The organism is Spirosoma pomorum, from assembly GCF_054776615.1.
Genome location: NZ_BAAHBP010000039.1, coordinates 281394 through 304906 on the forward strand (window position 1 = coordinate 281394; position 23513 = coordinate 304906).

The 23513-nt window shown below is 49.5% G+C and carries 19 protein-coding genes; 10 read left to right on the top strand and 9 right to left on the bottom strand.

The genetic code is table 11. The annotated features are described in order from the left end of the window. Window positions 1-20 precede the first annotated feature (20 nt). Both ACYVAD_RS25095 and ACYVAD_RS25100 read left to right on the top strand, forming a co-directional pair. Window positions 21-527, top strand: coding sequence for a Dps family protein (locus ACYVAD_RS25095; protein ID WP_461142291.1), 507 nt, complete (start codon window positions 21-23; stop codon window positions 525-527). 99 nt (window positions 528-626) lie between these two features. After that, window positions 627-1079, top strand: a complete 453-nt coding sequence (locus ACYVAD_RS25100; RefSeq protein WP_461142292.1) for an NUDIX domain-containing protein — start codon at window positions 627-629, stop codon at window positions 1077-1079. On the opposite strand, the gene ACYVAD_RS25105 is transcribed toward ACYVAD_RS25100, so the two are convergent. The 3 genes from ACYVAD_RS25105 to ACYVAD_RS25115 form a co-directional block, all read right to left on the bottom strand. Continuing rightward, window positions 1030-2430, bottom strand: coding sequence for a high affinity choline transporter 1 (locus tag ACYVAD_RS25105; protein ID WP_461142293.1), 1401 nt, complete (start codon window positions 2428-2430; stop codon window positions 1030-1032). The two genes, ACYVAD_RS25100 and ACYVAD_RS25105, sit on opposite strands and share 50 nt — an antisense overlap. Window positions 2431-2496: 66 nt before the next feature. After that, complete coding sequence (gene porZ / locus ACYVAD_RS25110) at window positions 2497-4761, bottom strand: type IX secretion system anionic LPS delivery protein PorZ (protein ID WP_461142294.1); 2265 nt, start codon at window positions 4759-4761, stop codon at window positions 2497-2499. Then, complete coding sequence (locus ACYVAD_RS25115; protein ID WP_461142343.1) at window positions 4745-5377, bottom strand: thymidine kinase; 633 nt, start codon at window positions 5375-5377, stop codon at window positions 4745-4747. The genes porZ and ACYVAD_RS25115 overlap by 17 nt, the downstream gene beginning before the upstream one ends. Window positions 5378-5541: 164 nt before the next feature. Between ACYVAD_RS25115 and ACYVAD_RS25120 the strand changes: the two genes are divergently transcribed. Both ACYVAD_RS25120 and ACYVAD_RS25125 read left to right on the top strand, forming a co-directional pair. Then, entirely contained in the window at window positions 5542-6801 is a 1260-nt protein-coding gene (locus ACYVAD_RS25120; RefSeq protein WP_461142295.1) for a hypothetical protein, read from the top strand. A 122-nt stretch (window positions 6802-6923) separates the two neighbouring features. Beyond that, window positions 6924-9014 (top strand): ComEA family DNA-binding protein, encoded by a 2091-nt coding sequence (locus tag ACYVAD_RS25125; protein ID WP_461142296.1) that lies wholly within the window; start codon window positions 6924-6926, stop codon window positions 9012-9014. Between the two features lie 25 nt (window positions 9015-9039). Here ACYVAD_RS25125 and ACYVAD_RS25130 read toward each other — a convergent pair whose 3' ends face one another. Continuing rightward, complete coding sequence (locus tag ACYVAD_RS25130; protein ID WP_461142297.1) at window positions 9040-12042, bottom strand: PVC-type heme-binding CxxCH protein; 3003 nt, start codon at window positions 12040-12042, stop codon at window positions 9040-9042. A gap of 300 nt (window positions 12043-12342) precedes the next feature. Here ACYVAD_RS25130 and ACYVAD_RS25135 point away from each other — a divergent pair, with 300 nt between their 5' ends. The 5 genes from ACYVAD_RS25135 (at window position 12343) to ACYVAD_RS25155 (ending at window position 16734) form a co-directional block, all read left to right on the top strand. Beyond that, complete coding sequence (locus ACYVAD_RS25135; RefSeq protein ID WP_461142344.1) at window positions 12343-12903, top strand: RNA polymerase sigma factor; 561 nt, start codon at window positions 12343-12345, stop codon at window positions 12901-12903. Next, entirely contained in the window at window positions 12896-14497 is a 1602-nt protein-coding gene (locus ACYVAD_RS25140; RefSeq protein ID WP_461142298.1) for a hypothetical protein, read from the top strand. Before ACYVAD_RS25135 ends, ACYVAD_RS25140 begins: the two co-directional genes overlap by 8 nt. A gap of 4 nt (window positions 14498-14501) precedes the next feature. After that, on the top strand, window positions 14502-14969 hold the full coding sequence (locus ACYVAD_RS25145; RefSeq protein ID WP_461142299.1) for a hypothetical protein: 468 nt from the start codon (window positions 14502-14504) through the stop codon (window positions 14967-14969). Between the two features lie 86 nt (window positions 14970-15055). Continuing rightward, window positions 15056-16303 carry a serpin family protein gene (locus ACYVAD_RS25150; RefSeq protein ID WP_461142300.1) on the top strand — a complete coding sequence of 416 codons (1248 nt, stop codon included), beginning with the start codon at window positions 15056-15058 and terminating at the stop codon, window positions 16301-16303. After that, entirely contained in the window at window positions 16300-16734 is a 435-nt protein-coding gene (locus tag ACYVAD_RS25155) for an META domain-containing protein (protein ID WP_461142301.1), read from the top strand. Before ACYVAD_RS25150 ends, ACYVAD_RS25155 begins: the two co-directional genes overlap by 4 nt. Before the next feature lie 1157 nt (window positions 16735-17891). On the opposite strand, the gene typA is transcribed toward ACYVAD_RS25155, so the two are convergent. Both typA and ACYVAD_RS25165 read right to left on the bottom strand, forming a co-directional pair. After that, window positions 17892-19706, bottom strand: coding sequence for a translational GTPase TypA (gene typA / locus ACYVAD_RS25160; RefSeq protein WP_461142302.1), 1815 nt, complete (start codon window positions 19704-19706; stop codon window positions 17892-17894). Between the two features lie 232 nt (window positions 19707-19938). Further along, window positions 19939-20145 (bottom strand): hypothetical protein, encoded by a 207-nt coding sequence (locus tag ACYVAD_RS25165; protein WP_461142303.1) that lies wholly within the window; start codon window positions 20143-20145, stop codon window positions 19939-19941. A 71-nt stretch (window positions 20146-20216) separates the two neighbouring features. On the opposite strand from ACYVAD_RS25165, the gene ACYVAD_RS25170 reads away from it, so the two are divergent. Beyond that, window positions 20217-20633 carry a gamma-glutamylcyclotransferase family protein gene (locus ACYVAD_RS25170; protein ID WP_461142304.1) on the top strand — a complete coding sequence of 139 codons (417 nt, stop codon included), beginning with the start codon at window positions 20217-20219 and terminating at the stop codon, window positions 20631-20633. 44 nt (window positions 20634-20677) lie between these two features. Here the strand turns inward: ACYVAD_RS25170 and ACYVAD_RS25175 are convergent, their stop codons facing one another. The 3 genes from ACYVAD_RS25175 to ACYVAD_RS25185 all read right to left on the bottom strand — a co-directional run bounded on the left by ACYVAD_RS25175 (window position 20678) and on the right by ACYVAD_RS25185 (window position 23331). Next, complete coding sequence (locus ACYVAD_RS25175; RefSeq protein ID WP_461142305.1) at window positions 20678-20983, bottom strand: hypothetical protein; 306 nt, start codon at window positions 20981-20983, stop codon at window positions 20678-20680. A 119-nt stretch (window positions 20984-21102) separates the two neighbouring features. Continuing rightward, the gene (locus ACYVAD_RS25180; protein WP_461142306.1) at window positions 21103-21960 is read right to left on the bottom strand and encodes a dienelactone hydrolase family protein; all 858 of its coding nucleotides are present in this window, start codon (window positions 21958-21960) and stop codon (window positions 21103-21105) included. Between the two features lie 78 nt (window positions 21961-22038). Then, window positions 22039-23331, bottom strand: a complete 1293-nt coding sequence (locus ACYVAD_RS25185; RefSeq protein ID WP_461142307.1) for a metallophosphoesterase — start codon at window positions 23329-23331, stop codon at window positions 22039-22041. Between the last annotated feature and the right edge of the window lie 182 nt (window positions 23332-23513).

Here is a 23513-nt window from a genome sequence, read left to right on the forward strand (position 1 = left end):
CAAGTAAACAGAGACAGATCATGGATGCAATTAATCATATAGAAGCGCTGGACACCCCTTCGGACCTGAAGGAAAAAGGCCGCGAGAAAGTGGCTGAATCACTCAATCAGCTGGTAGCCGATGCGTTTGCTTTGTACATAAAGACCAAAAATTATCACTGGCATATGTCAGGTCGTCATTTTCGGGATTATCATCTATTATTGGACGACCAGGCGGCTCAAATTCTGGCAACAATCGACCCGCTGGCCGAGCGCGTCCGGAAGATTGGCGGCACAACCATTCGTTCAGTAGGGCACGTGGCGCAATTACAGCGGGTGAAAGACAATGACGAGGATTTCGTCGGTCCCAAAGACATGCTGATCGACCTGGTAAACGAGAATAAAAAGATGGCGAAAAACATGCGCGACGCCCACAAGGTTGCGGATGATGCGGAAGACGTAGCCACGGCCAGCTTGCTGGAAAACTATATTGATGAAACAGAAGAGCGGACCTGGTTCCTGTTCGAAACCACCCGCGATCTGAATTGATTTTAAATTAAGTAGTTGCAGTTTGCACAGTACAGCGGTCGTTTTTGCCTAGTTTAGCGGGCGAGACGACCGCTTCTTTGTCGTCCATATTTAACCCACATGAAAGTAAGACCCTGCGCCCTGGTCTGGCGGAACTCAGCCAATCTACCCGAGATTCTTCTGATGCACTATTGTTACGGCGGACAGGATGTATTCGCGTTACCAGGCGGGAACCCAGACCGGGGAGAAATTCTACCACAAGCGATTATTCGTGAATTGAAGGAGGAGTTGGGCGTTACCGTAACGCTCGGTGATATGATTCTAGCGGGCGAGATGCTGCTGACACAACGTAATAACGACGTACTACACGTGGTTTTTGAGGCCCAAACAATGCAGGGCGAACCCGTATTGAATCCGGCCGAAACAACGGCGCTTAACGTACTTTGGAAACCAATCAGCGAACTCCCCTCATTAAACCTGTATCCAAACATAGGCGCCCAAATACAGGCCTGGTTTGACGGTGCTACAAATTTGGGGTACGTAGGACGGATTGAGCAGCAGTATTTCGGGTAATACTCCCCAGTATCATTCCCAGCGTACTAGCTAGCAGGCCATACAGCATCGGGTTGTATTCCGTTTCCTGCCATAAACACAGCAACCAGATAACAAGCCCTGCGATCATTGACCAGAGGCATCCGGTCAGATTGGATCGTTTCCAGTAGATGCCCGCCGTTAATGGTACAAACAGAGAGACCAGACTAAACGCCGATGATTCGCCAACAAGATCAAAGATGTTGGTGTCTCGGGTCGTACTCATCCAGACGCAGATCACAGTAATCACGACAACAGCGCAGCGGATAGTCAACAGAAGCGCACGATCACTCAAGTCGGGACGAAAGAACTTAACGATGTTCTCGCCAAAAACGGCAGCGGGTGCCAGGATGGCACCACTCGACACGCTCAGAATCGCCGACGTAACAGCCCCAAAAAACAAAACTTGTAACGGTAGACTACCATGCTGCATAACCATGTTCGGGATAATCATCTGATTATCCCCGGACAAATCGGGGTGGACTAATCGGGCCATGAGTGCAATGAGCAGCGGCAGCATAGCAATGGTCAGATACATACCCGACGCCAGATAGGAAGCGCGCACGGACGTATTCTCGGTCCTGGCCGCCATGACCCGTTGGAAAATATCCTGTTGCGGAATCGACCCCAGACCAATTGTGATCCAGGCAGCTACGTACTCAATCCAGTTTTTTAACGTGGGCGGGGGGAGGAAACGAAAGAATCCAGGGGGAGTTTGCTGCTGAATTCGGCTGAAATCGCCAATCTCTTGCCAGAGCAGCACGGCTAGTACCACCAAAGCTATGATGATGATGAGGTTGTGAAAGAAATCCGTGACGGAGATTGACCACATGCCCCCCAGCAGCGTATAGATCATCACTACGGCGGCACTGAACAGAATACAGTATTCGCGCGGTACGTCTGTCACAACGCTCAATACGATACCGATAGCCACTAGCTGCGCGGCAATCCAGCTGAAATAGGAGGGGATCATCATTACGGCCGATAGCAGTTCCGCCGAACGGCCAAACCGAATCCGGAAATAATCGCAAAACGTCGTGATCTGTAATCGGTATAGCGGGCGGGCGAAAAAAGCGCCGACAAGAAAGAGGCACAATGCCGAACCAAAAGGCTCTTCGATAACAGCCTGAACACCACCTTCCACAAACATGGCCGGAGCACCCATAATCGTCTCGGAGCCGAACCAGGTAGCAAACGTAACTGAGGCCGCCAGAACCAGTGGTAGTTGACGCCCAGCGAGCACAAAATCCTGAGCCGTCGTTACCCGGCGAGCTGCCCAGGCGCCAACGGCGACGTTAGCTAATAAATACAGGGCAATGAGTAAAAGGAGCATGGTCGTCTTTGCAGGCGATACGTTCTAAATCTACGGAAAATAGCCTGTTTACTCTTGATAAATGACTTAACGTACCACGGCTAATTTACCCGCTAGTCCTTCCAGTCCGTCGGTCGTAACAACTACCACGAGGTAAATCCCCGTCTGTACTGACCGACCCCGGTAATCGCGCAGATCCCAGGTAGCGGTGCCACCCTGCGAACGGGTTTCGTACACCAGCTGGCCGCCAGCATCCAGAATTTTTACCGTAGCATTGTCAGTCAGACCGCGAATACCAACGGTACCCGTGAAATCAGGCCGGACGGGGTTGGGAAAGATCACCGCTTTATTGAGCTGCTCAGCCGGTTCGGTTGCCGCCCCGCGGTACGTGATGATGCCTTTGTTAGTCTTGACAAATACATTGCCGCTAACCGGTTCGACAGCCAGCGCGTCAATGCCATTAGCGGGGAGAGGACTGTTAACAGCCGTGAATGTATTCACCAACTGAGATCCGTCAGCAGATACTTGGTAGAGTCCGTTTAACGTACCAATCCACTTTCGGTTGCCTCCGTCAACGGCTAACGCAGTGACCGTTTCGTTGGCCAATAGCCGGCGCCCGTTCAACAGGGGTGGCTGCGCATTGACTTGTGAGTCGAATGCACCGGTGGGATTGTCAAATACGGTTGGCCCCAGATCGGTACCAACCCAGATCAGTCCCGACCGATCCTTTGTTAATGCCCGAACGCTGTTAGTTAGTAAGCCGCCCTGGTTCTGGAGCGTAGTCAGGTAGCGACTTCGGTTTGTGAAGGGGTCGAAAACCAGCACACCCCGACCAAGCTCCAGCCGTAGCCAGACAAATCCATTATCGTCCGGTACAATATCCAGAATGGTTAGCTGCGTTAGCGCCGAAAACGTCTTGAATTTGCCATCTACCTCCCGAACGTGCAAAACCGGAAGCCGCCCTTCGAACGTAGCAATCCAGAGATTTCCTATTGCGTCGGCCGCCAGACTAGTGATATAAGGGCTAATTGTACTGGGTAACGTAACGGGTGTCAGTGGCTGACCCGCCGTCTGACTCCATAGCCCACTACCGAATGTACCCACATACAACCGCTGTTCATTCGGTAAGTATGCAGCAGCGTTAGCACTAGTAAACAGTTGGTTGCTTGTCGTATTTGACCATGCGTTTTCTGCTACGTTGACTACTTCGAGAGCAGGCCGGTTCAGGGTCGGGGCTGTTCTGTCAGTCGGGCCATTCGGTAAAGCGACTAACGTATTCGGATACGCGTAAAGCTTAGCAAACTGATCCTGTACAGGTCCTACGGGGGCAACGCGGGTTACCCCACTTTGAGTAGCGATCAACAAGCCTTGTTGCTCATCCGCCAACCAGACTGTTGTTCCGTCGGTCAACGCCTGACGAGCGGCACCGCTTAACAGGGGGCTAAAAAATTGATTTCCATTGAGCAACTGAACGGAATTAGCCGTATTGATTATCAGTCGATCACCTGACGAAAAAACTCGAATGGGGGAGCTGCTTATTGATTGGGTCAGCACCCAACGCCCTGCCTGCCGCTCGTAGACGCCCAGATTATTCACAGAAGCCAACAGTCGCCCCTGGTATGTAACGATTGATTCCGTTTGTGGACCTGGTACGGTGACTGATCTCCAGTTAGCAGGGTCGGCGATGTTCACAGTAGGGGAGAGCCGCACGGCCCGCAACCGATAGGTTACAGCGCTGCTATCGGCTACTCCCGTTCGGGCGTAAAGACTGTCAGCCGTAGCCGTTGTCTGATAGATTCGCTCGGCTAACCCGTTGGTTCGCTGACTGATGTACGTATCGCGAATTTCGTCTCGAACGACGTCCAGTATTACGACGCCAAAATCAGTACTAAGGTAAACGTTGTTACCAACTCGGTTAATATGGTTGATCGCCCGGGAGGTTGGCAGGTTGGTGCTGGCCGGAATCGTGTTCAGATTCGTGATGCTCTCGGGTGTGCCCGTAGCCGACAGCCGGACAAAGTCCAGATTACCACTCCGATACCCAATCAGTAATCGATTCTGATCCGCTAGATAGAGTAAACTACTAATTCCCACATCGCTGAAACCGTCTTCTTTACTTAGAATGACGGTTTCTTTGGAGGCCGTGTCGTAATAGAAAAAGCCGTTGGTCGTGGCCGCGTACACTTTGCTTCCTACCACAGCAACAGCCTGCCCGGATTGATAACTGACCAGCGGTTTCCAGGTACCAAGCTGCGCCTTCGTCTCAATTGACTGACTTAGTACGAATACCAACGCCAGCAGCCAAACGCTGAGCTGATTGAAACAGGTTAATTTCTTAGGCGTTCCGATCATTGTCGTCTTCGTAAACCCACTCTTTGGGTACGGCCTCTTCGCCCAGGTTGAAGCAACGACGGCAACGAGCCTCATAGCTATCCGTTTCGCCGAGTAAAACCCGCTCTTTCGATGCGACAAGCCGGTAAGAGTAGTGAGCAATATCGCCACACACGACACAGATGGCATGTACCTTCGTTACGTACTCAGCGGTGGCCAGGAGCTGGGGCATACAGCCAAACGGCTTGCCCGAAAAGTCCATGTCCAGGCCGGCTACAACGACCCGTTTACCCTGATTCGCCAACGTTTGGCAGACATTTACGATGTCCTCATCAAAGAACTGCGCTTCGTCAATGCCGACTACCTCGCAGTCACCAGCTAGTTCCAGCACCTGGCTGGCCGTTTGGACAGGCGTGGACGAAATAGCCCGGGCCGAGTGCGAAACGATGTTTTCTTCGTGATAGCGGGTATCGAGGGCGGGTTTAAAAATAAGCACGTTAAGCTTGGCAATCCTGGCCCGGGTCAATCGCCGAATGAGTTCTTCGGTTTTGCCGGAAAACATAGAGCCGCAGATCACTTCAATCCAGCCAGTTCGCAGATGGGGCGGTTCGCGACGCCGAGTAGGTTCGATAAACATGAAAATATCAGTCGTTACGGGTCCTTTTTCGGTACTCAAACCCCCGTTTGGGAAGGTCAAGCCTGGCCTGATTTATGCACTAACTCTGTTTTTTCGATTTATTTACGGACAAAATCTGGTTTGCTACCGAAAACCATATCTTTACAAAAAAAGGACTTTTCCTGATGTCGAACAAGTTTAATGCGAATGCTCTTGCGGAGTACAGCAAGTCCTACGCACGTCGTATCGCGGCCGATTTTTACCAACAGCACGCTACCATTGATGGACGACAGATTCTGTCGCTGAGCCCAATCAGGCAGATCAACCTATTCGTGGTCAATGTGTTATCGACAAAGTGGCAAAACGACGCCGAGAAATTTCGTAGTGCTTATTTCGACTTTACAAATCCCGAAGTTCAGGAAGCGCTTCAGCACTTTATGAACGTAGTGTCGCAGCATATTTCCGTCCGGAGGGAGCATCTGGAACCCATTCTGGCCGACGCTGTCAGCAAGACGATCACGCTGATTTTTGACCCCCGCGGTTACTTCGATGAATTGCTCCGGGCACAGCCTGATTTTGTCTTAACCGAAGTCGCGCTCCGGCAAATTACACGCTACACAAAGATCAACGAGTTCATTCCGGCTCACCTGGCGCAACGGATGGCAGGCAAGCCTTTTGTGTACGTCAACCAGGCCATTACGTATCTGGACGAAGCCTTGGCTCAGCGCGGGCACGAATTAGCTCGTCATGATCAGTTTGTTGACCTATTTTCGGAGAAAGTACCGATGAACGTATCGGCGCTGTTACGTAGCCACGTGCCGGACGTAATTCCGGCCGCCCCCACGCGTTCGTTTTTCGATACCGCAACGGAGTCAATTACGCCACCCGCTCCCCTGGTACCAGCAGCCGACACCCCCGAAAACGTTAGTCCCGCCATTCCACCGCAGCCCGATCCAACCCCTGCTCCACTGGCCAGCGAGGAAGCTTCGGGTGGAGCCATGTTCCTGGATAGCAGTTCGGGGTCAGGTCCCGTACCGGTTGCCCCCATCAGTCAGCCATCCCAGTTGGAAACTGGGGGTATCTCACAACCATCGACAGCGGCAACCAACGAGACGCTAAAAAGCGTTGACCCAACGCCTTCGCTGAATGATACGTTGCGGGAGTCGGGCGTTGAGCCAAATACTGTTGCAGAATCGTTCAACCGGGCGCCCATCGAGAGCATTGCCCGCAGTATTTCGCTGAACCAGAAGTTCCGGTTTATCAATCAACTGTTCAACGGCAATACCAGCGCCTACAACCAGGCGATTGAAGAAATTGATACACTGGATAATTACGGCCAGGCGCTGGATCTAATTTCGTACCGGTATGCATCGCAATATTTCTGGAATATGAGCAGCGATGAGGTTAGCGAACTCATTGAAATCTTAAAACGCCGTTTTGCCTAAGCCGGCAAATAAACGCCTGATTTCCATTTAATTAATTTCTTTGTAAACGTCACATCATTCTCTTCTTTTCGTGTCTGGAGCCTGCCGTTTTGATTGGCTCCTCCCACCGTCAACGAGAGAAAATGTTACGTATTATTCCTGTGCTAACAGCCCTTGGCTGGTTAGTGAGTATATCTGTTTATGCGCAAACTGGCTCGCTCCAGCAGCGAGAGATTAACCTTACTGACTACTTACAGGAGCTGTTTCCAGTACAGATTGAGGGAATTGATTACCAGTCGGTTTATGACGGCCTGACGCAGTTATACGCAAATCCTCTCAACCTGAATACAGCCTCCCGCGATGAACTGGCGGCTACGTACCTGCTTACCGAACGGCAACTAAGTAGCCTGATCGAGTACCGAACTACGTTTGGCGATCTGTTGGCCATCCAGGAATTACAAGCCATTCCAGATTTTGATCTGCCCACCATTCGCCGGTTGCTCCCTTTCGTGACAGTTACAATAGGGAACGGCCTACTAGGCGCTCTACCCAATCCAACCGACCATTTCCTGATCGTTCGGTACGAACAGATTCTGGAACAACAAAAAGGGTTTTCTCCGGCCGTACCCGACAAAAAAGGACAATTACCAACGCGCTATCTGGGTAATTCGCAGCAATGGTATGCCCGATACCGCTACAGCCGACCAGGCGCTTTTAGCATTGGCCTAACAGCGGAGAAAGATCCCGGTGAGCTGACGGGCTGGCAACCAGCGAAACGCCAATATGGCGCAGATTACGTTTCGTTTCATCTGCAAATCCAGAACCGACGTCGCTGGCGAAACATCGTTGTAGGAGATTACCAGCTTCAAATTGGGCAGGGGTTAATTCTGTCATCAGGCTTTGTGCTAAGCAAGAGTTCAGAAACTGTGCAGACGGTTCGCCGGTCAACGCTGGGAGCCCGGCCCTACACGTCTCTTACTGAGTCCGGTTATTTTCGGGGTGTAGCTGCTACGTATGCGCTTACCGCCAATGTCGACCTGACGCTGCTGGCGTCCCGAAATCGGCGTGACGCCAATACAACGACGGGTAAGGTAGATGAAGGAGTGATAGCTACATCCCTGCAAACGTCGGGCCTCCACCGTACACCATCGGAGATTGACGATCAGGCTAGCCTTACCGAAAATAACGTTGGAATTCACCTGCTGTATCGGAACCGACGGCAGCTACAAGTAGGCTTAACTGCCTTACAAACTACGTACGACAAATTTTTTCGAAAGCGTGACCTGGCTTACAATCAGTATGACTTCACGGGCCACCGAAATCTGGTCGTTGGGGTACACGGCGGTTACGTCTGGCACAACTGGAATTTATTCGGTGAGTTAGCCCACAGTACGGGTTCGCAAACGAACAGTGGCGGAACCGGTTTTGTCGGCGGAGCACTAGCCAGCCTGACAAAGCGGCTGGATTTGGCATTTGTGCTTCGGCATTACAACAAGAACTTTCACAGTTTTTACGGTAATGCTTTCAGCGAAAGTGGCCAGAACAGCAATGAAACTGGGCTTTACATGGGAGCCAAATACGTTATCTACCGGAAATTAACGCTCGGCGGATTTTTTGATTTTTTCCGCTTCCCCGGCCTAAAATACCTAGTTGACGCGCCGTCAGCTGGTTTTGACTATTTAGTGCAGGCTCGTTACACACCTAATCGGCAAACGTCTTTTTACGTTGTCTACCACGACGAGCATAAGGAGAAAAATTTGCCCACTGATAGTAAGCTTAAAACCATAGTGGGTACTACGCGCCGAAGTTTTGTTCTCAGTGCCGAATACGTGCCCGTTCGGGGTTTAACGCTCCAATCCCGAGCGCAGTGGGGTAGTTTTGGGTACGCCGGTCAGTCGGCCTCCCGTGGCTTTGCCTTAGTTCAGGACGCTACGTTTACCTGGCGACGAGTTAGTATAGCGGGTCGGCTCGCTCTGTTTAATACGGATGATTACGATAGCCGTCAATACGTCTATGAGCGTAATGTTCTGTATGCGTTCTCGTTCCCCGCTTACTTCAACCGGGGCGTTCGGCATTATCTCTTATTCCAATACGGATTTAATCGGCACTTAGACGTATGGCTGCGCTGGGCTCGGACGGACGTAACGAATCAGCCCACGGTAGGATCCGGGCTCGATTTGATCGACAAACCCCATAAAAGCGAGCTAAAGGCCCAGATCCGGTGGCGATTCTGACCACCGGAATAGTACAGACGCACGCTTATTCTTTTTTCAGGAAAGCAATCAGATCCGTCAGTTGCTGATCAGTTAGGCCAATGGTTGACGCGCTGGGCATCAGGCTCCGATTATGCTGCCGCCGTGAGGTAACATCACTTACTTCTAATACGTGGTTTTGACCGGTAATTCCCCGAACAGTTAAGTTCTTGGTAGTTTCATTGGTAATGAATCCGTAATACGTTTGTCCAGATTTCGTCACGATCATCCAGGGCTCATAACCGGGAGTTAATTCTGCACCAGGATTAGTGATTGCTTTCAGCAGTCCGTCCCGATCCAGTTTTTGGTGGATATTCGTCAAGTCAGGGCCAACTTCTTTCCCCTTCGTACCGTAACGGTGGCAGTTGGCACAGCTGGTCGTAAAGACTAGCTGACCAGCCAGCACGCTGCGGTTTGTGCTTGCAGTAGTTGATTTCTTTCGGTTTTCAATCGTCAATACGTACGGTTCTTTGACGGCTACTTTGGTTGATTCGGCAATGACTTTGGCCGGCTCGGCGGTAGTTACCCGCACTGCCTCTTCGCGTGGAGCCGGCTTCACGGGCTCGCCAGTGGCTACCACCGCTGAAAGACTCGAATCCTGAGTGGACAGATCAGGCTGCACTTTGGTTTCAACGGGGCGACTCACCTGGGTTGTCTCGGCCTGTGCAACAACTTTTTCTTCCGGTTTGACAATCGGTTTTGGCTTAACTGGTTCGTCAACCTTGGGACTGGCAACGACGTTCTCTGTTGCTGGCGGTGGCGCTTGCCGAGTTCGGAGTCCGGGCGCGTTTTTTTTAAGCCAGAAGGCAGCTTGCTCAGCAACGGGCTTATCGGTTGTCGTTGATAGTTCCGTTAAGGCGCTGGTGGCCTCTGGATTACTAATGAATCCCAACGTAGTCACGGCCTGCTTTCTGTCGTCCAGTGACAGTTTTTTAGATTCTGCGCGCTTTCTCAGCATTGGTGTAGCCGCCGTTGGATGGAGCATCCAGATCAGATTGGCCACACGAGGGCTCCAATCGACCGGGTCAGCGGGTAACGTAGCGCGCAGATCAGAAAACAGAGCGTCAGCTTTGCCATCAGTCGCCTGACTAAGAGCGGCCAGATAAAAGGCATCCTTCCCATCGTAGTCCCGCACCAGGTTCATCAACATCCGACGGCAGTCATCGTAAGGGACATCACGGAGTGCAACGGCCACTTCTCGTCGAATGGCCGGGTCCTGATCTGTTGACAGGTTGCCTAAGAGCGGCAACAGCGTTTGCTGGCCAGCCGTTAGCTCTGGGTTAGCGGTAGAATTTTCGGGAGTAATGCTGCGCAGTGCTCGTAAGGCTACCAACCGAATACGCGGATCGCCAGACTTCAGTAGTTTTTCTACCTCGAACTGTCCTTCGGTACCCAACCGAGCCAGCAAGTATATTGCCCGCGACCGGTGATACGGATTCAGTGATGACAACAACGCCATAACCGGAGCCAGTGCTTTTTCTTTCTGAGCAGCCAGAGCCGCAAAGCCAGCCGCCCGAACGCTAACAGTCGGGCTTAGCAACGCACTAATCTGACCAGTGGTCGTCTGCAAATCGATGCGTGGATTTTGTAATGTTTTACCTCGGGGGAAAATCCGGTAAATTCGACCACGACCTTCACGATCGTTCATCTGATGACCACCCTCAACGGCATCATACCAATCGGTTACGTACAGCGCGCCGTCGGTTCCAATTGCTACGTCGTTTGGCCGAAACCAGCGACGGGTATCGGTTTCGATCTTGCCGGGTTTATAATCAGTCGGGAGTTCAGGTAATGTACTCAAAAGCGGATAGGGGATAAGGCGATAACCGGCCCCCAACGTACTGGCTCGATAACCGATCAACGCGTTACGTCCTGCATCGGTGGAGAGAATCATTCCCCGGTAAGGCGCGCCCAGGAAATCATCTTCGTAAACGACCATTCCCTTGGGAGAACCGAGCCCAGTTTGATCGCCGATAGGGAGAATGCCAGGATCATCCTGATGCCACTGTGCTATGTCAACTGGCTGACCGGGTCGCTGATCCTGTTGCCAGGTTCGGGTTCCTCTCGCCCCGTAAGCGCCTAGATTCGCTCCTTCCAGTAGCCAGTTGGTTCGGCTAATTCCGTTAGCTACGTCGCCATTGTTATCGCTTTGCCACTGGTTTCCGTACGAATCCATGGCTGTTTCGTAACTGTTCCGGTAGTTATTGCCAACGACTTTCATACCAGATCCGTCGGGATTAGTGCGTAACGTGAGCCCCCCCGTCCAGACGCGTCCGTCGTCGCTAACGAGATTACCTTCGTTACTTTTATTATAGGGCGAACCACCCGTATAAGGACTACCCGCTCGTAGCATCCAGCCGTCCTTGTCTGTCACGATATGCGGGCCGGCGTCACCAACGTTAACGTAATAGCGACCGTCGGGACCCGCGCTGAGCGCATGTAGGCCATGATCATGATCCAACCCGCCAAATCCAGCCAGTAGAATTTCTTTCCGATCCGGTATATCATCGCCGTTATCGTCGGAGTAGACAATGATATTCGGTGAGCAGGAAACATAAACCTTATTTCCAATCACCGAGATTCCATAAGGGGAGATCAGCTCCGGATCGGTTACGAAGACTTTACTCCGATCAGCACGACCGTCCCCGTCGCTATCTTCCAAAATGACAATCCGTTCGCCATTTGGGTGGTTAAGCCGTCCTTCTGCTTTGTTAGTGAACTGTCGGTAGTTAACACTCTCCGTGATCCAGACCCGCCCTTTCACATCAATATCCAAACTAGTTGGATTGTAGAACATGGGGGTTTCGGCCCACAACGTAGCATCCAGTTCGGGGGCCAGATAGAGCGTCTCATTAGTACGTGCCGGTTTCTCCGGCAACTTCTTAAAAACCTGATCCGAGGATTGGGTGAATACAGGTACTCGATGTGTTGATACTGGCACAGGCAGCAACGAAAGTGTTGCGAGCACAATGGGCAACGTATAAAGAAACGGGACGCTAAATCGTATCATGAAAAATCGGAAGCTACGGGTAGAGCCGCAGTTGACTTATTCTTTAACTGGATAAATACCATTATGTCGGTAGCTGGATCTATTTTTCCCGGAACCAACGTTGCGATCTCGTCGTAGCGCTGCGCCAGTTAACATACTATGACAGCAAAGATAATAGCTGGCAAAAGCTAATAACGGCCATACGACTCGTTAACGCTACGAACGCTCAAATCAGTAGGCTATCAAAAAAAGAGCCACATCTTTTTTTTACGTTTCCAACCCTTGCCCATGCGGGTGGGTCTATGGATTGTCAACGTTGTTATGTTGGATGAAAATGCTTTAGTCGAAGGATGCCGTCGGCAGGATCGGATTGTGCAGCGACAGCTCTATGAGCGGTTTGCCGGGCGCCTTTTTGTCGTGTGTAAACGCTACGTAAAAGACCCCGAAGAAGCTGAAGACGTACTGCAGGACTCATTCGTTAAGATCTTTCGGCACATTGATTCATTCCGGTTCGAGTGCCCGCTGGAGGCCTGGCTTAAGCGAATTGTCATCAACACCGCCCTAAAACATATTCGAAAAGAGAAACCCTGGGATAATACATCCGACGTGCAGGAAATGGCTCCTGTGCTGCCTCAGGCCGACGAAAGTTTACCAACGTTGAATTATAAGTACCTGCTGAATCTTGTTCAGGAACTCCCCGCTGGTTGCCGAACAGTCTTTAACCTGTATGCCATTGAAGGATACAGTCATCCGGAAATTGCCCGGATGCTTGACATAGCAGAAGGTACATCCAAGTCGCAGTATGCGCGGGCGCGCACCATGCTGCAACAGAAATTATTGAACGAACAACGATACGGGCTACCGCCAATAAAAAATGAATGAATTTGAACAAAATCCGGATGAGTTCTGGCGCACCGTATTCGACGATGCAGCAGAAACGCCCCCAGCCCGGGTTTGGGATGCTATTGAGCGTCGTCTGGATGAGCCAGATGAGACACTTGTTGTGCCTTTATGGGGTACCAGTTTCTTGTCGAAACGCTCGGTTTCGTGGGGATTAGGCATGGCAGCAACGCTTGCCCTGTTATTGATAGGCTGGTGGGTCAATACACCTTCCGATGTTCGGACATCAATTGCCGCTCATCAAACGAACTCTGGTATAGCTAACCCACCGCATTCCGATGCGGTAGCAATGAGTCAATCAGCTAACAAACGTTCATCAATTAGCAACAACAAGCAGCAACAACGTAATAACACGGGCGTTTCGGACAGGCTTTCTTCGCAGGCTAATCCTTCTGAAACCCGCTTATCCACGGTTACTGATCAGGCAAAAACTTCCGGGCAGCTGGCCCAGCGCACACGGCTTGGTTCTGCGCAATCCACGATAGCGAAGCTATCAATCAATAAACCTGCTGACGCTCAAGTAAAGGATCAAGTTTTCGCGTACGAACCAAATAAGTCAACGCAACCAGCCAGTGGGTTGGCACCATCGGTGGCCCGTTCGTTTTCAGCTGACCCGTCAACAGAAAGAGCAGGAGAGTATAGTCAATTGGCATCTTCAACGGAGAAGCTTTCTCCTCGGCCACTAAAAATAGCCGGTGCCAGACAGATTCACCGCATTGTCTGGATGCGTCCATACGAGGCAACCCAGGAGCCAGTCCTGGCGGAATCCAAACGGGCCTCCCACGAGCGTTGGGTGTCGCTTAATGTTATGCCAAGCGCATTCAATCCGGCCGTTTCGGTTCAGGCTGCGCAACCAATCCTTGCTAGTGCTTACGGATTTAACATTACCAATGCCAATCAGCCAGCTGTAAAGAGTCAAACTCAATTATCGATGGCTTATCAGGCAAACGCTGGTCTACAGCTTAACGATCACTGGTCTCTCGAATCGGGTGTTGGTTATCTGGCGGGTCGCGCAACGATTGATAGTCCAGCAAATCCTTATCCGGCATCGATGTTATCGTTGACATCCGCAACGCCTGGTATGTCCGCTAATACGTTATATACGGACGTTTTGCGGCAGAGTCTTCAGCGTAATACAAATACCGCAGCCGACCAGACGCCTAACAATTGGGCTAGATCCAGTACGTTCAATTCGTTGTATGCCTACGACCCGCAGACGCGCCAAACCTTAACAAACGACTATCAGTTTGTGCAGGTACCTCTTCAGGTGGGTTACCAACTCCGACCCCGCAAACGGCTTGGTCTGGCTTTACTGGGAGGCTTTATTACGAACATCTTCCTCCGGAATACGGTCGAAGATCAGTTAGTTATCAAGCCCGAAGATGGTGTTTACCAACCCTTGACGCTAGCAGCGGCCATGGGTGCCCGATTCCGCTATCGTTCCTCACAACGGTGGTCAGCTTCGCTGGCGGGAATGTATCAGCCAACCATTGGTTCGGCAACGAAAGCGGGTTCTAGTGTGCAAAGCCATCCAACCGCAACCGGTATGAGTTTCGGCGTAGACTACCATTTCTGAGGCTATGAAACTGTTGGCAATCATCCTAGTCATGGCATTATTGGCTGACCGCTGTACCGGATCAGTTACCGAAACTGTTAACCCAGATAACGTTGTTGTTCGTACGGGAACTTCCTTCGGTATGTGTGTTGGGTACTGTAATCAGGACTACGTCGTTCAGGGTTCGACCATCACTCTGACGCAACGAATAAATGGTGACCCACGACAGCGTCCAACCAAGACCTGTCAATTTTCGCTTGATGCAGGCGTGCAAAAGCAACTTCTGGCAATGATCAATTTGACGCAGTTCAAGCAGCAACCCGCCACAATAGGTTGCCCTGATTGCGCCGACGGAGGGGCAGAATACATCGAAGTGCAAGTAGGTGAGCAAAAACACCGCGTTACGTTCGACTATGGCCGAACGATCCCCGGTTTTGAGCCCCTGGTTGACTTATTACGCCAGCAACGTAATCAATTCAAGGCTTGTAGTTAAGACGAAGTCATTCGGATCACTTCATGTTCAGTCCATTAATACCGCGTACACACGACTACTGTTAATCTACCAAATTCCTGTGTGCTATGAAACCCAACCCATTTTTGTCACTAACAGGTATTGTTATTTGCTTTTTCCTGATGGCAGGAAGCTGTTCTAAATCGGCTTTGTCTCCTGATCGTGTAGATTCAACCGCTACAGGGGCCTTACAAATTTCTGCCCCGTTTGCGGAACAAACAACCCAGTTTGCGTTTGATTTAGCGCACCAGGTTGTCAAGGAAGAAGGTCAGACAAAGAACTTCCTGGTGTCGCCACTCAGCCTGCATATCGCGCTGGGAATGCTGCTGAACGGTGCTGACGGCCAAACGGCTCAAGAGATTCAGAAAACGCTGCAATTGAACGCTCAGACGCTAGCCGAAGCGAATCAGACGTATCGCAACCTGACGGACAATCTACCAGCCGTTGATCCAAGTGTTACGTTTACGCTGGCTAACTCGGTTTGGAGCCGTAATTCGTTTCCAGTGGAAACTTCCTTTCTGAACGTATTGAAACAGACGTTCGACGCCGAAGCTTCGGCTCAGGATTTTAACGATCCCGGAACAGTTGGTAAAATAAATTCCTGGGCCAGCAATCACACCAATGGGCGTATTCCGAAAGTGCTTGATCAGATTCAGCCGGACAACGTCATGTTTCTGCTGAATGCTCTTTACTTCAAGGGAAACTGGAAAACTCCATTCAATCCGGAGCAGACGACCAGTTCACCGTTTACACTAGCTTCGGGTAATCAGGTAACTGTTCCTATGATGCGGATGAATGACATCTTCCGCCGGGCTTTCCAACCGGGTTTTACAGCCATCGAATTGCCTTACGGGAACGATAAGTTTGCCATGACGGTGCTGTTACCGGCCGAGAACTCAACCGCCGACGCTGTCCTGACAAAACTCGATCCCGCAACCTGGACCGAGTTGCAGCGTACCATGACCGTAAGCAAACTCGATTTCGGCTTACCGAAATTTACGCTAAACTACGCTGTCAATCTGAATAAGATCCTTAGTACGTTAGGTATGCCTACGGCCTTCACCAATCAGGCAAACTTTAACAAAATCAACGCAAAGCAAGGCTTACTGCTTAGCTTTGTTAAGCAAAACACATTCATAGCCGTCGACGAAAAGGGTACTGAAGCAGCCGCTGTGACATCCAGTGGCATGTCTACTACCTCCGTTCAACTGCCTACGCTTTGCGATCGTCCCTTCGTGTTAGTCATTCACGAGAAAACTTCAGGAACGGTTCTTTTTGTGGGCAAAATCGCGGATCCAACAAAAACCAACTCATGAAAAACGTCCTGATCTTCTTTTTTACGTTGCTTCTGTTAACACAATGCCGAAGTGGCGGAACAGAGATTGATCCGACAATGGCCCGGTTGATGGGGGACTGGCAATTAAATAACTCGACGCCATTCAATCCGATCACGCTTACAATTGCGCTGGATACGGCTAATCCTCCCCACGATATAACGCCGTTCCTAGCTAGTGGTAAAGGCTTATTGAATAAATACACAGCCCGGTTCTACGCATCGATTGACGGTAAAATTTCGGCTGATACGTTCAGTAATACTGAGATTAGTGGTAGCTCAGAAACAATTCAAGCCGAGCAGGCTTATTTCGATCAATTGGCAAGAATAGTGCGGTATCAATTAGTGAGCGAGAATGAACTGGTATTGTACTACGGGGGCTCTCAGTCAGGGTCGTTGACTTTCAAAAAATAAATCAGTTATGAACCATTAATCGCACCGAGTGTCCAGTTTGTTGCTGCTCCTTTTTCTGGTAGTCAGGACTATATACGGAGCTATGTAACAAAAAGTATCCTGTACAGGGTGGAATGTTCTCAGCCGTTTCCCTAGGATGTATTGAGAAAAGGAATCTTCCTATTATTCGGCTACTACAACTCAATGATCGTTCGAGATTAAAAGTAATCCGAATGTAGTCCACGGGGCGCTACTATTGCCGATGGATCTACGTACTACCAATATCAACGATAATCAGTGCTATCTTTTTGTGTGAGACGAACATTACCCGGCCGTAGTCAAGACAGCCGGGTAATTTTTTATGCTTTTCCAACCGTTTCCGTTCTTTCTGAATCATACTCGTAAAAGCCATTAATTATGCATCGTCATTAATGACTAAATTGAGTATTTTATAATTATTCCAATATCAAACATTGCTAATTCTCTCAGTACAGAACATTTGATAAGAATAGCTTAACTTTTCATACATTCATTAGTTAAGCAACTAAGTTTGTAGGGTGCTGCGGTCTGGCAACAGGTTTGCTTATGTAGATAGAGTTAGCTTTAGCGATCGCTTGTTCTTACGCTGAAAGGTTCGAAGAAGCTAGTTATTGTTGCAACAAAACGAGGTTAACTCACTGTCTAACAGAAGAAAACAGGCTCTTTTTTCTAAGTTTGTAGAAATATTACGTGACTGGAATGAAAAATAGCGTCGTAATATTTCAAAAAGCGTGGAGTCACCCGACAAATTCTGTTCTTTTGCTACAATGTTTTGGTCATAAAAAGAACGGTTTTTTCTGGAAAGTTCAGAGAAGTAAAATCTGAAGATGGTATTAATAATCCAATATTCAGGCAGCTACACAACTAAAAGACTTTTGAAAAGGGGATAACAGTTATGAAAAAGTACGTTACGCTTATTACAGGATTTGTATTATTTACAGCCTGTTATTTTCACAATCGGCGACAGCAACAGTATATAGCTACACGGCAGACTTCGCTCAAATCCACCTATGCGGCTTCGCCATTAATTATCCCAAAAGAAACAAAGAATACGCTAGCTTTTCGGTTGATTAATCCTTCTTAAAACAAAAAAGCCCCTTCAAAATTGAAGGGGCTTTTTTATGTCTCTCGATTAGCAGTTAAGCCATCGCGAATTTACTCTGGTTGCGTTTCCGCTCATTCTCATCTAAATAGATCTTACGAATACGCATCGATTTAGGCGTCACTTCAAGGTATTCATCTTTCTGGATGTACTCCATTGATTCTTCCAGCGACAGCGAAATTTTCGGTGCAATCTTCACGTTCGTGTCCGAACCAGAAGCCCGCATGTTCGTCAGCTGTTTCGCTGTCTGTACGTTAACGACGATATCGTTCTGACGATTGTGCTCACCGATCACCATACCCGTGTAGATTTCATCACCTGGCTCAACGAAGAATGATCCACGATCCTGTAGTTTGTCGATTGAGTAAGCAGTAGCCGTACCGCTCGTCATCGAGATCAACGATCCATTGATCCGCTCAGGGATCGGGCCTTTGTAAGGCTGATATTCTTTGAAACGGTGACTCATAACCGCTTCACCGAAGGTTGCTGTCAATACGTTCGACCGCAGACCGATCAGACCACGCGATGGGATTTCGAATTCAAGGTGCTGCAGATCGCCTTTAGGCTCCATGATCAGCAATTCACCTTTCCGCTGGGTAGCCAATTCAATAACCTTACCAGCAGTTTCTTCCGGTACGTCAACAACCAGCGTTTCGACCGGTTCCAGACGACCACCGTCTTCATCCTGTTTGTATAGCACCTGAGGCTGACCAACCTGAAGCTCGTAACCTTCCCGACGCATCGTTTCGATAAGGACAGACAAGTGAAGGATACCCCGGCCGTATACCAGGAAGCGGTCTTCGCTGTCGGTTGTTTCAACGCGCAGTGCCAGGTTTTTCTCAATTTCTTTGTACAATCGATCACGCAGGTGGCGCGACGTAACGAACTTACCTTCTTTACCGAAGAACGGCGAGTTGTTGATCGTGAACAACATGTTCATCGTTGGCTCATCAACGGCAATCCGTTCGAGTGCTTCCGGGTTTTCGGCGTCGGTGAGCGTGTCACCAATTTCGAAATCTTCCAGACCCGTTACGGCGCAGATATCACCGGACTGAACTTCGGAAACTTTCTGTTTACCCAGACCTTCGAAGATCTGAAGTTCTTTGATTTTTACTTTCTTGACCGAACCGTCCGATTTTACCAGTGCCATGTTAGCACCTTCTTTCAGCGTTCCCCGATGTACACGACCAATGGCGATACGACCAACGAAGGCTGAGAAGTCAAGCGACGTAATCTGCATTTGGGGCAGACCTTCGTTGACAGGAGCCGGTGGAATGGTGGCTACGATCGTGTCAAGTAGATACGTGATGTTGTCAGTTGGGGTTTTCCAGTCTGGACCCATCCAACCCTGTTTCGACGAGCCATAGACCGTTGGGAAATCCAGCTGATCTTCAGTTGCGCCCAGGTTGAACATCAGGTCGAATACTTCCTCATGTACTTCATCTGGACGGCAGTTTTCTTTATCAACTTTGTTGACGATAACGATAGGCTTTAGTCCTAGCTGCAGGGCTTTGCTCAGTACGAAGCGGGTCTGCGGCATGGCGCCTTCAAAGGCATCAACCAGTAGACAAACGCCATCGGCCATTTTGAGTACCCGTTCTACCTCACCACCGAAGTCACTGTGGCCCGGTGTATCGATGATATTGATTTTTACGTCCTTATACCGAACGGATACGTTTTTAGAGACAATCGTAATTCCCCGTTCCCGTTCCAGGTCATTGTTATCCAGAATCAGGTCGCCGAATTCCTGGTTATCCCGGAAGAGCTTAGACGCATGGATGATCTTGTCAACCAGGGTAGTTTTGCCGTGGTCAACGTGGGCGATAATTGCTATGTTGCGAATTGATTGCATACAATCTTTAAACTGTGCTTACTCTGTATCTGACTACTTAAATGTTACTTTTCCGCTAATCAGACCAATGAGTTAATCAGCGAAAACGTTCCGGCTGGTTTATTAGACTCGGAATTCGCCCGCAAAGGTACGGAATTTTACACTGAAATACAGACTTTTACAATTAATACCAATAAAAAAAGCTCCAAATTTGGAGCTTTTTTATGAACATTATTTATTTATAACTATTTCATCAATGATTTGGACAACCGCAAGGGTTTTTCTTACGAAACAGACCCGTATTAAATAGGCCACCCCGTTTCGGTTTGTACCCTTTTCGTTTTCGACCAATTGCCGTTTCTTTACTAATGGTTGCACGTTCTGCGGCCATAGTTGTCAGAGGCACGTCGACCAGCATCAGCGACGCAACGAGCAAAAGAAAGGCGTTAGTCTTTTTCATAATTGAGTTGCAGTTTCATAAGTAACGCATAATCAAGGCATTTCGTCCTTTGTTTGCATTAATTTTCATTGATGGATACCGATCCCGACTTCTTGTTTGTTTACGGTACGCTGGGACCATCCTTCGGCAATCCTTGCGCCAGCTTACTGCATCAAAACAGCCAATACGTTGGTCCAGGGAGGCTTACCGGCTTATTAGTGAACCTAGGTGATTATCCGGCTGCTACCTATAATCCGTACGCAGCAACTTTTGTTCATGGTTACATTTACAATATTAGTACCAGAAAGACTGAACTGTTGGAAATACTTGATGCCTACGAAGGTATCGGCGCTGATTTTCCGGAACTACATGAATACGTTCGCACCATCTCGCCAGTACATGTCAACAGCAAAATAATTTTCTGTTGGACTTATCTTTACAACCTGGATATCCACTCGCATTCGCCCATCGACTCCGGCAATTATCTATCTTTTCTGGAAGGAAAATAAAAAAGCCGACTCGAATGAGTCGGCTTCTGACTAGTCAGTTAAACTTATCTGGGTCCGCGCGAACGACCTGGGCTGCCTCTAAAGCCGCCGTAGCCAGACCGGGCGTTTGGAGCCGATGGACGAACGTAGCTTCGTTGGGGCACTACATACGTTCTACGCTGTACAATAACGGGGGGGCGTCTATAATATCCTCCACCGTAATAACCGCCGTAGGGGCGATAGCCGTAGCCATAATAAGGACGCGTACCGTAATAACCAGATCTACCGTTTACGTAGGTGGGTCCGCAGCTGGCCAGCGATACTACCATTAATATGGCAGCCAGAAAGGGAATTATTCGTGTCGCTTTCATATCGTTTAGTATTTGCTTTTTTACTTAGACAAGCTAGTAAGCAAAAGGTTTAGTCGAATATGAAAAAACAAATCCCATAACTTTTTAGTGCCGTGGGATCTGTCTGCGAACAGGTAAGCCTATGCTTTGAGCCTGTCCTTGAGGTAATTCAGTGATAATTTGTAAGCATCAGCAGCAGCTTCCTTGTCATAGATTGGGTTGCTGGGATTCGCAAATGCGTGGTCCGCGTCGTACATCTTGATCGTAACGGTTTCGCCAGCTTTCCGCATATTTTCTTCGAAATTTTTCACCATTTCCGTCGAAATACCTTTGTCACGGCTACCGAAAATACCCAGCACATCCGTATCGAGCGTTTTCAGTTTGTCTACGTCTTGTTCGGGACGGCCATAATACATCACACAGCCTTTTGCCTGCTTACCTTCCAGCAGCGCAGACTGTAACGAAAGCATGCCGCCAAAACACCAGCCAACACTGGCGATTTCAGCATTAGGGCCCGCATAACCGATAGCACCTTTCATAATGTTTGTCAGCCGGTTTTTGTCAGCTCCCTGCATTAGTTTCCCAGCCTCAGCCCGCTCGGTAGCAACTTTGCCGTCATACATATCGACCGCCAGTACGTTCACGTCTTTCAGGTCGTTGTAATATGCTTCCGACTGTTGTTTGACGTAGTCATTCAAGCCCCACCATTCCTGGTAAACCAGCAACCATTTGTCCGATTTCTTTTTCGATTTCAGAAGGAAGCCCTGGGCGGGCTTACCATCCGGAGTCGAGAAACTTACCACTTCACCAGCACCCTTATACGTAAAAGCGACTGGATTAGCGTGCAAGTTCTGAAAAGCCTCGTCAGCCGCCATAGCTGACATGTCATTACCCACCGTATGACAAACGGGAATGGTCGCTTTTTCCTCCGGTTTGGGAGCCATCCAGGAAAACAGCGACGTAAAAAAGGAGAGACCGGTAATAAAGATGATTTTCATAGAGAACGATTGGTTATAAAACAATTCAAACAATTGATTGTGAGCAGCGCTGAGTTGGCGACTTACAATCAGTAACGACTAAGCTTTGACTAATTCAAAAATGGTGATTTCTGGTAATATACCGACCCGACCTGGGTACCCAATGTAGCCGTACCCGCGGTTGACGTACAACCGCTGATCGCCTTCCTGATACAGTCCGGCCCACTGCTTGTAAAAATACTGCGCAGGACTCCAGCGAACATCTACCAGATCGACACCAAACTGGGCACCATGCGTGTGGCCGCTAAACGTTACGTCGATATCCGAGTATTGCGGGCGTACCTGAGCATCCCAGTGGGTAGGATCGTGGGAGAGAAGCAGTTTAACGGGATACTCCTTCGTTCCTTCGTAAGCTTTCTCCAGGTTGCCAGCACGTAACGCAGCGGGACCAAAGCCAAGGTTCTGTACACCAATCAACGCAATTTTATCGCCGTTCTGCTCCAGAATTTTGTTTTCGTCGAGCATGATATTCCATCCCATCTGTTTGTGCGCGGCAATGACGTTTAGTACGTTCTGCCGCTCAGCCTGTGGGCTGGACCATTGTACATACTTACCATAATCGTGGTTTCCCAGTGTCGAGTACACCCCCAGGGGAGCTTTTACTTTGTCAAAGATGTTGATAAAGTCGTTTGCCTCCTCAGCGTGGCTGTTCACCAGATCACCGGTAAAGAATACTATGTCCGGCTTTTGATCTAACAACATCTCAACCCCACCTTTCACGGCCGTACGGTTGAAGAAACTGCCCGTATGAATGTCCGAGATTTGGGCGATGGTCATGCCATGAAAACCCGACGGCAGGTTTTTAAGTGGTAGCTTCACCCGACGAACGCGGTAGTCATGCGCCCCCGATACGATACCCCACGTAAAGCCAACCAATGGGACCGCACTAGCTACTAGTGCGGTTTTCATCAGAAAATCAGAACGCGATATGGCATCGTTCGGAACCGTGGTCGTTTGAATGGCTTCGCGAGAGTTATTAATGACGGATTCGCCAACTTCGGGTTTATAGAACAGCGAGACAATCCACTTGAAAAATCGACCGATATCATCAATAAAGATGATCAGAACGGCGAAAACCTTGGAGAAGTAAGGGATTGCGATAGTCGCCCATAAGAACGTCCGGGTGTTCTTACCGATTGAATCAGGCGGCAGATACTGCATGGCTACGTACAGCAGCAGCGCAAACGCGGTGAATCCCCAATAGATGATAGTGATAGACCGCTGAGTTGTTTCGCTGGTCGATCGCATAAGAGTTCGAACGGCCTGCCATACGTACCAGTCAATTAGTAGCATGATCGCAGGCAGAGCAAAGAAAAACGCAGTACGGTTCATTAGAATAAGAGAGGTAAGTAGTAAACCTTTTTGACTAACTGGCTAGCCCTGCCTTTGGTTTTTTCCTGCTCGCCAGCGGTTGAGCTTTCTTTCAGGCCCACGAAGTATGAACAAAAGAGCTAACCCCGGCCGGATGCCTTCACCAGTAAAATGGCCCGAATTACGCTTGTAATCCGGGCCAT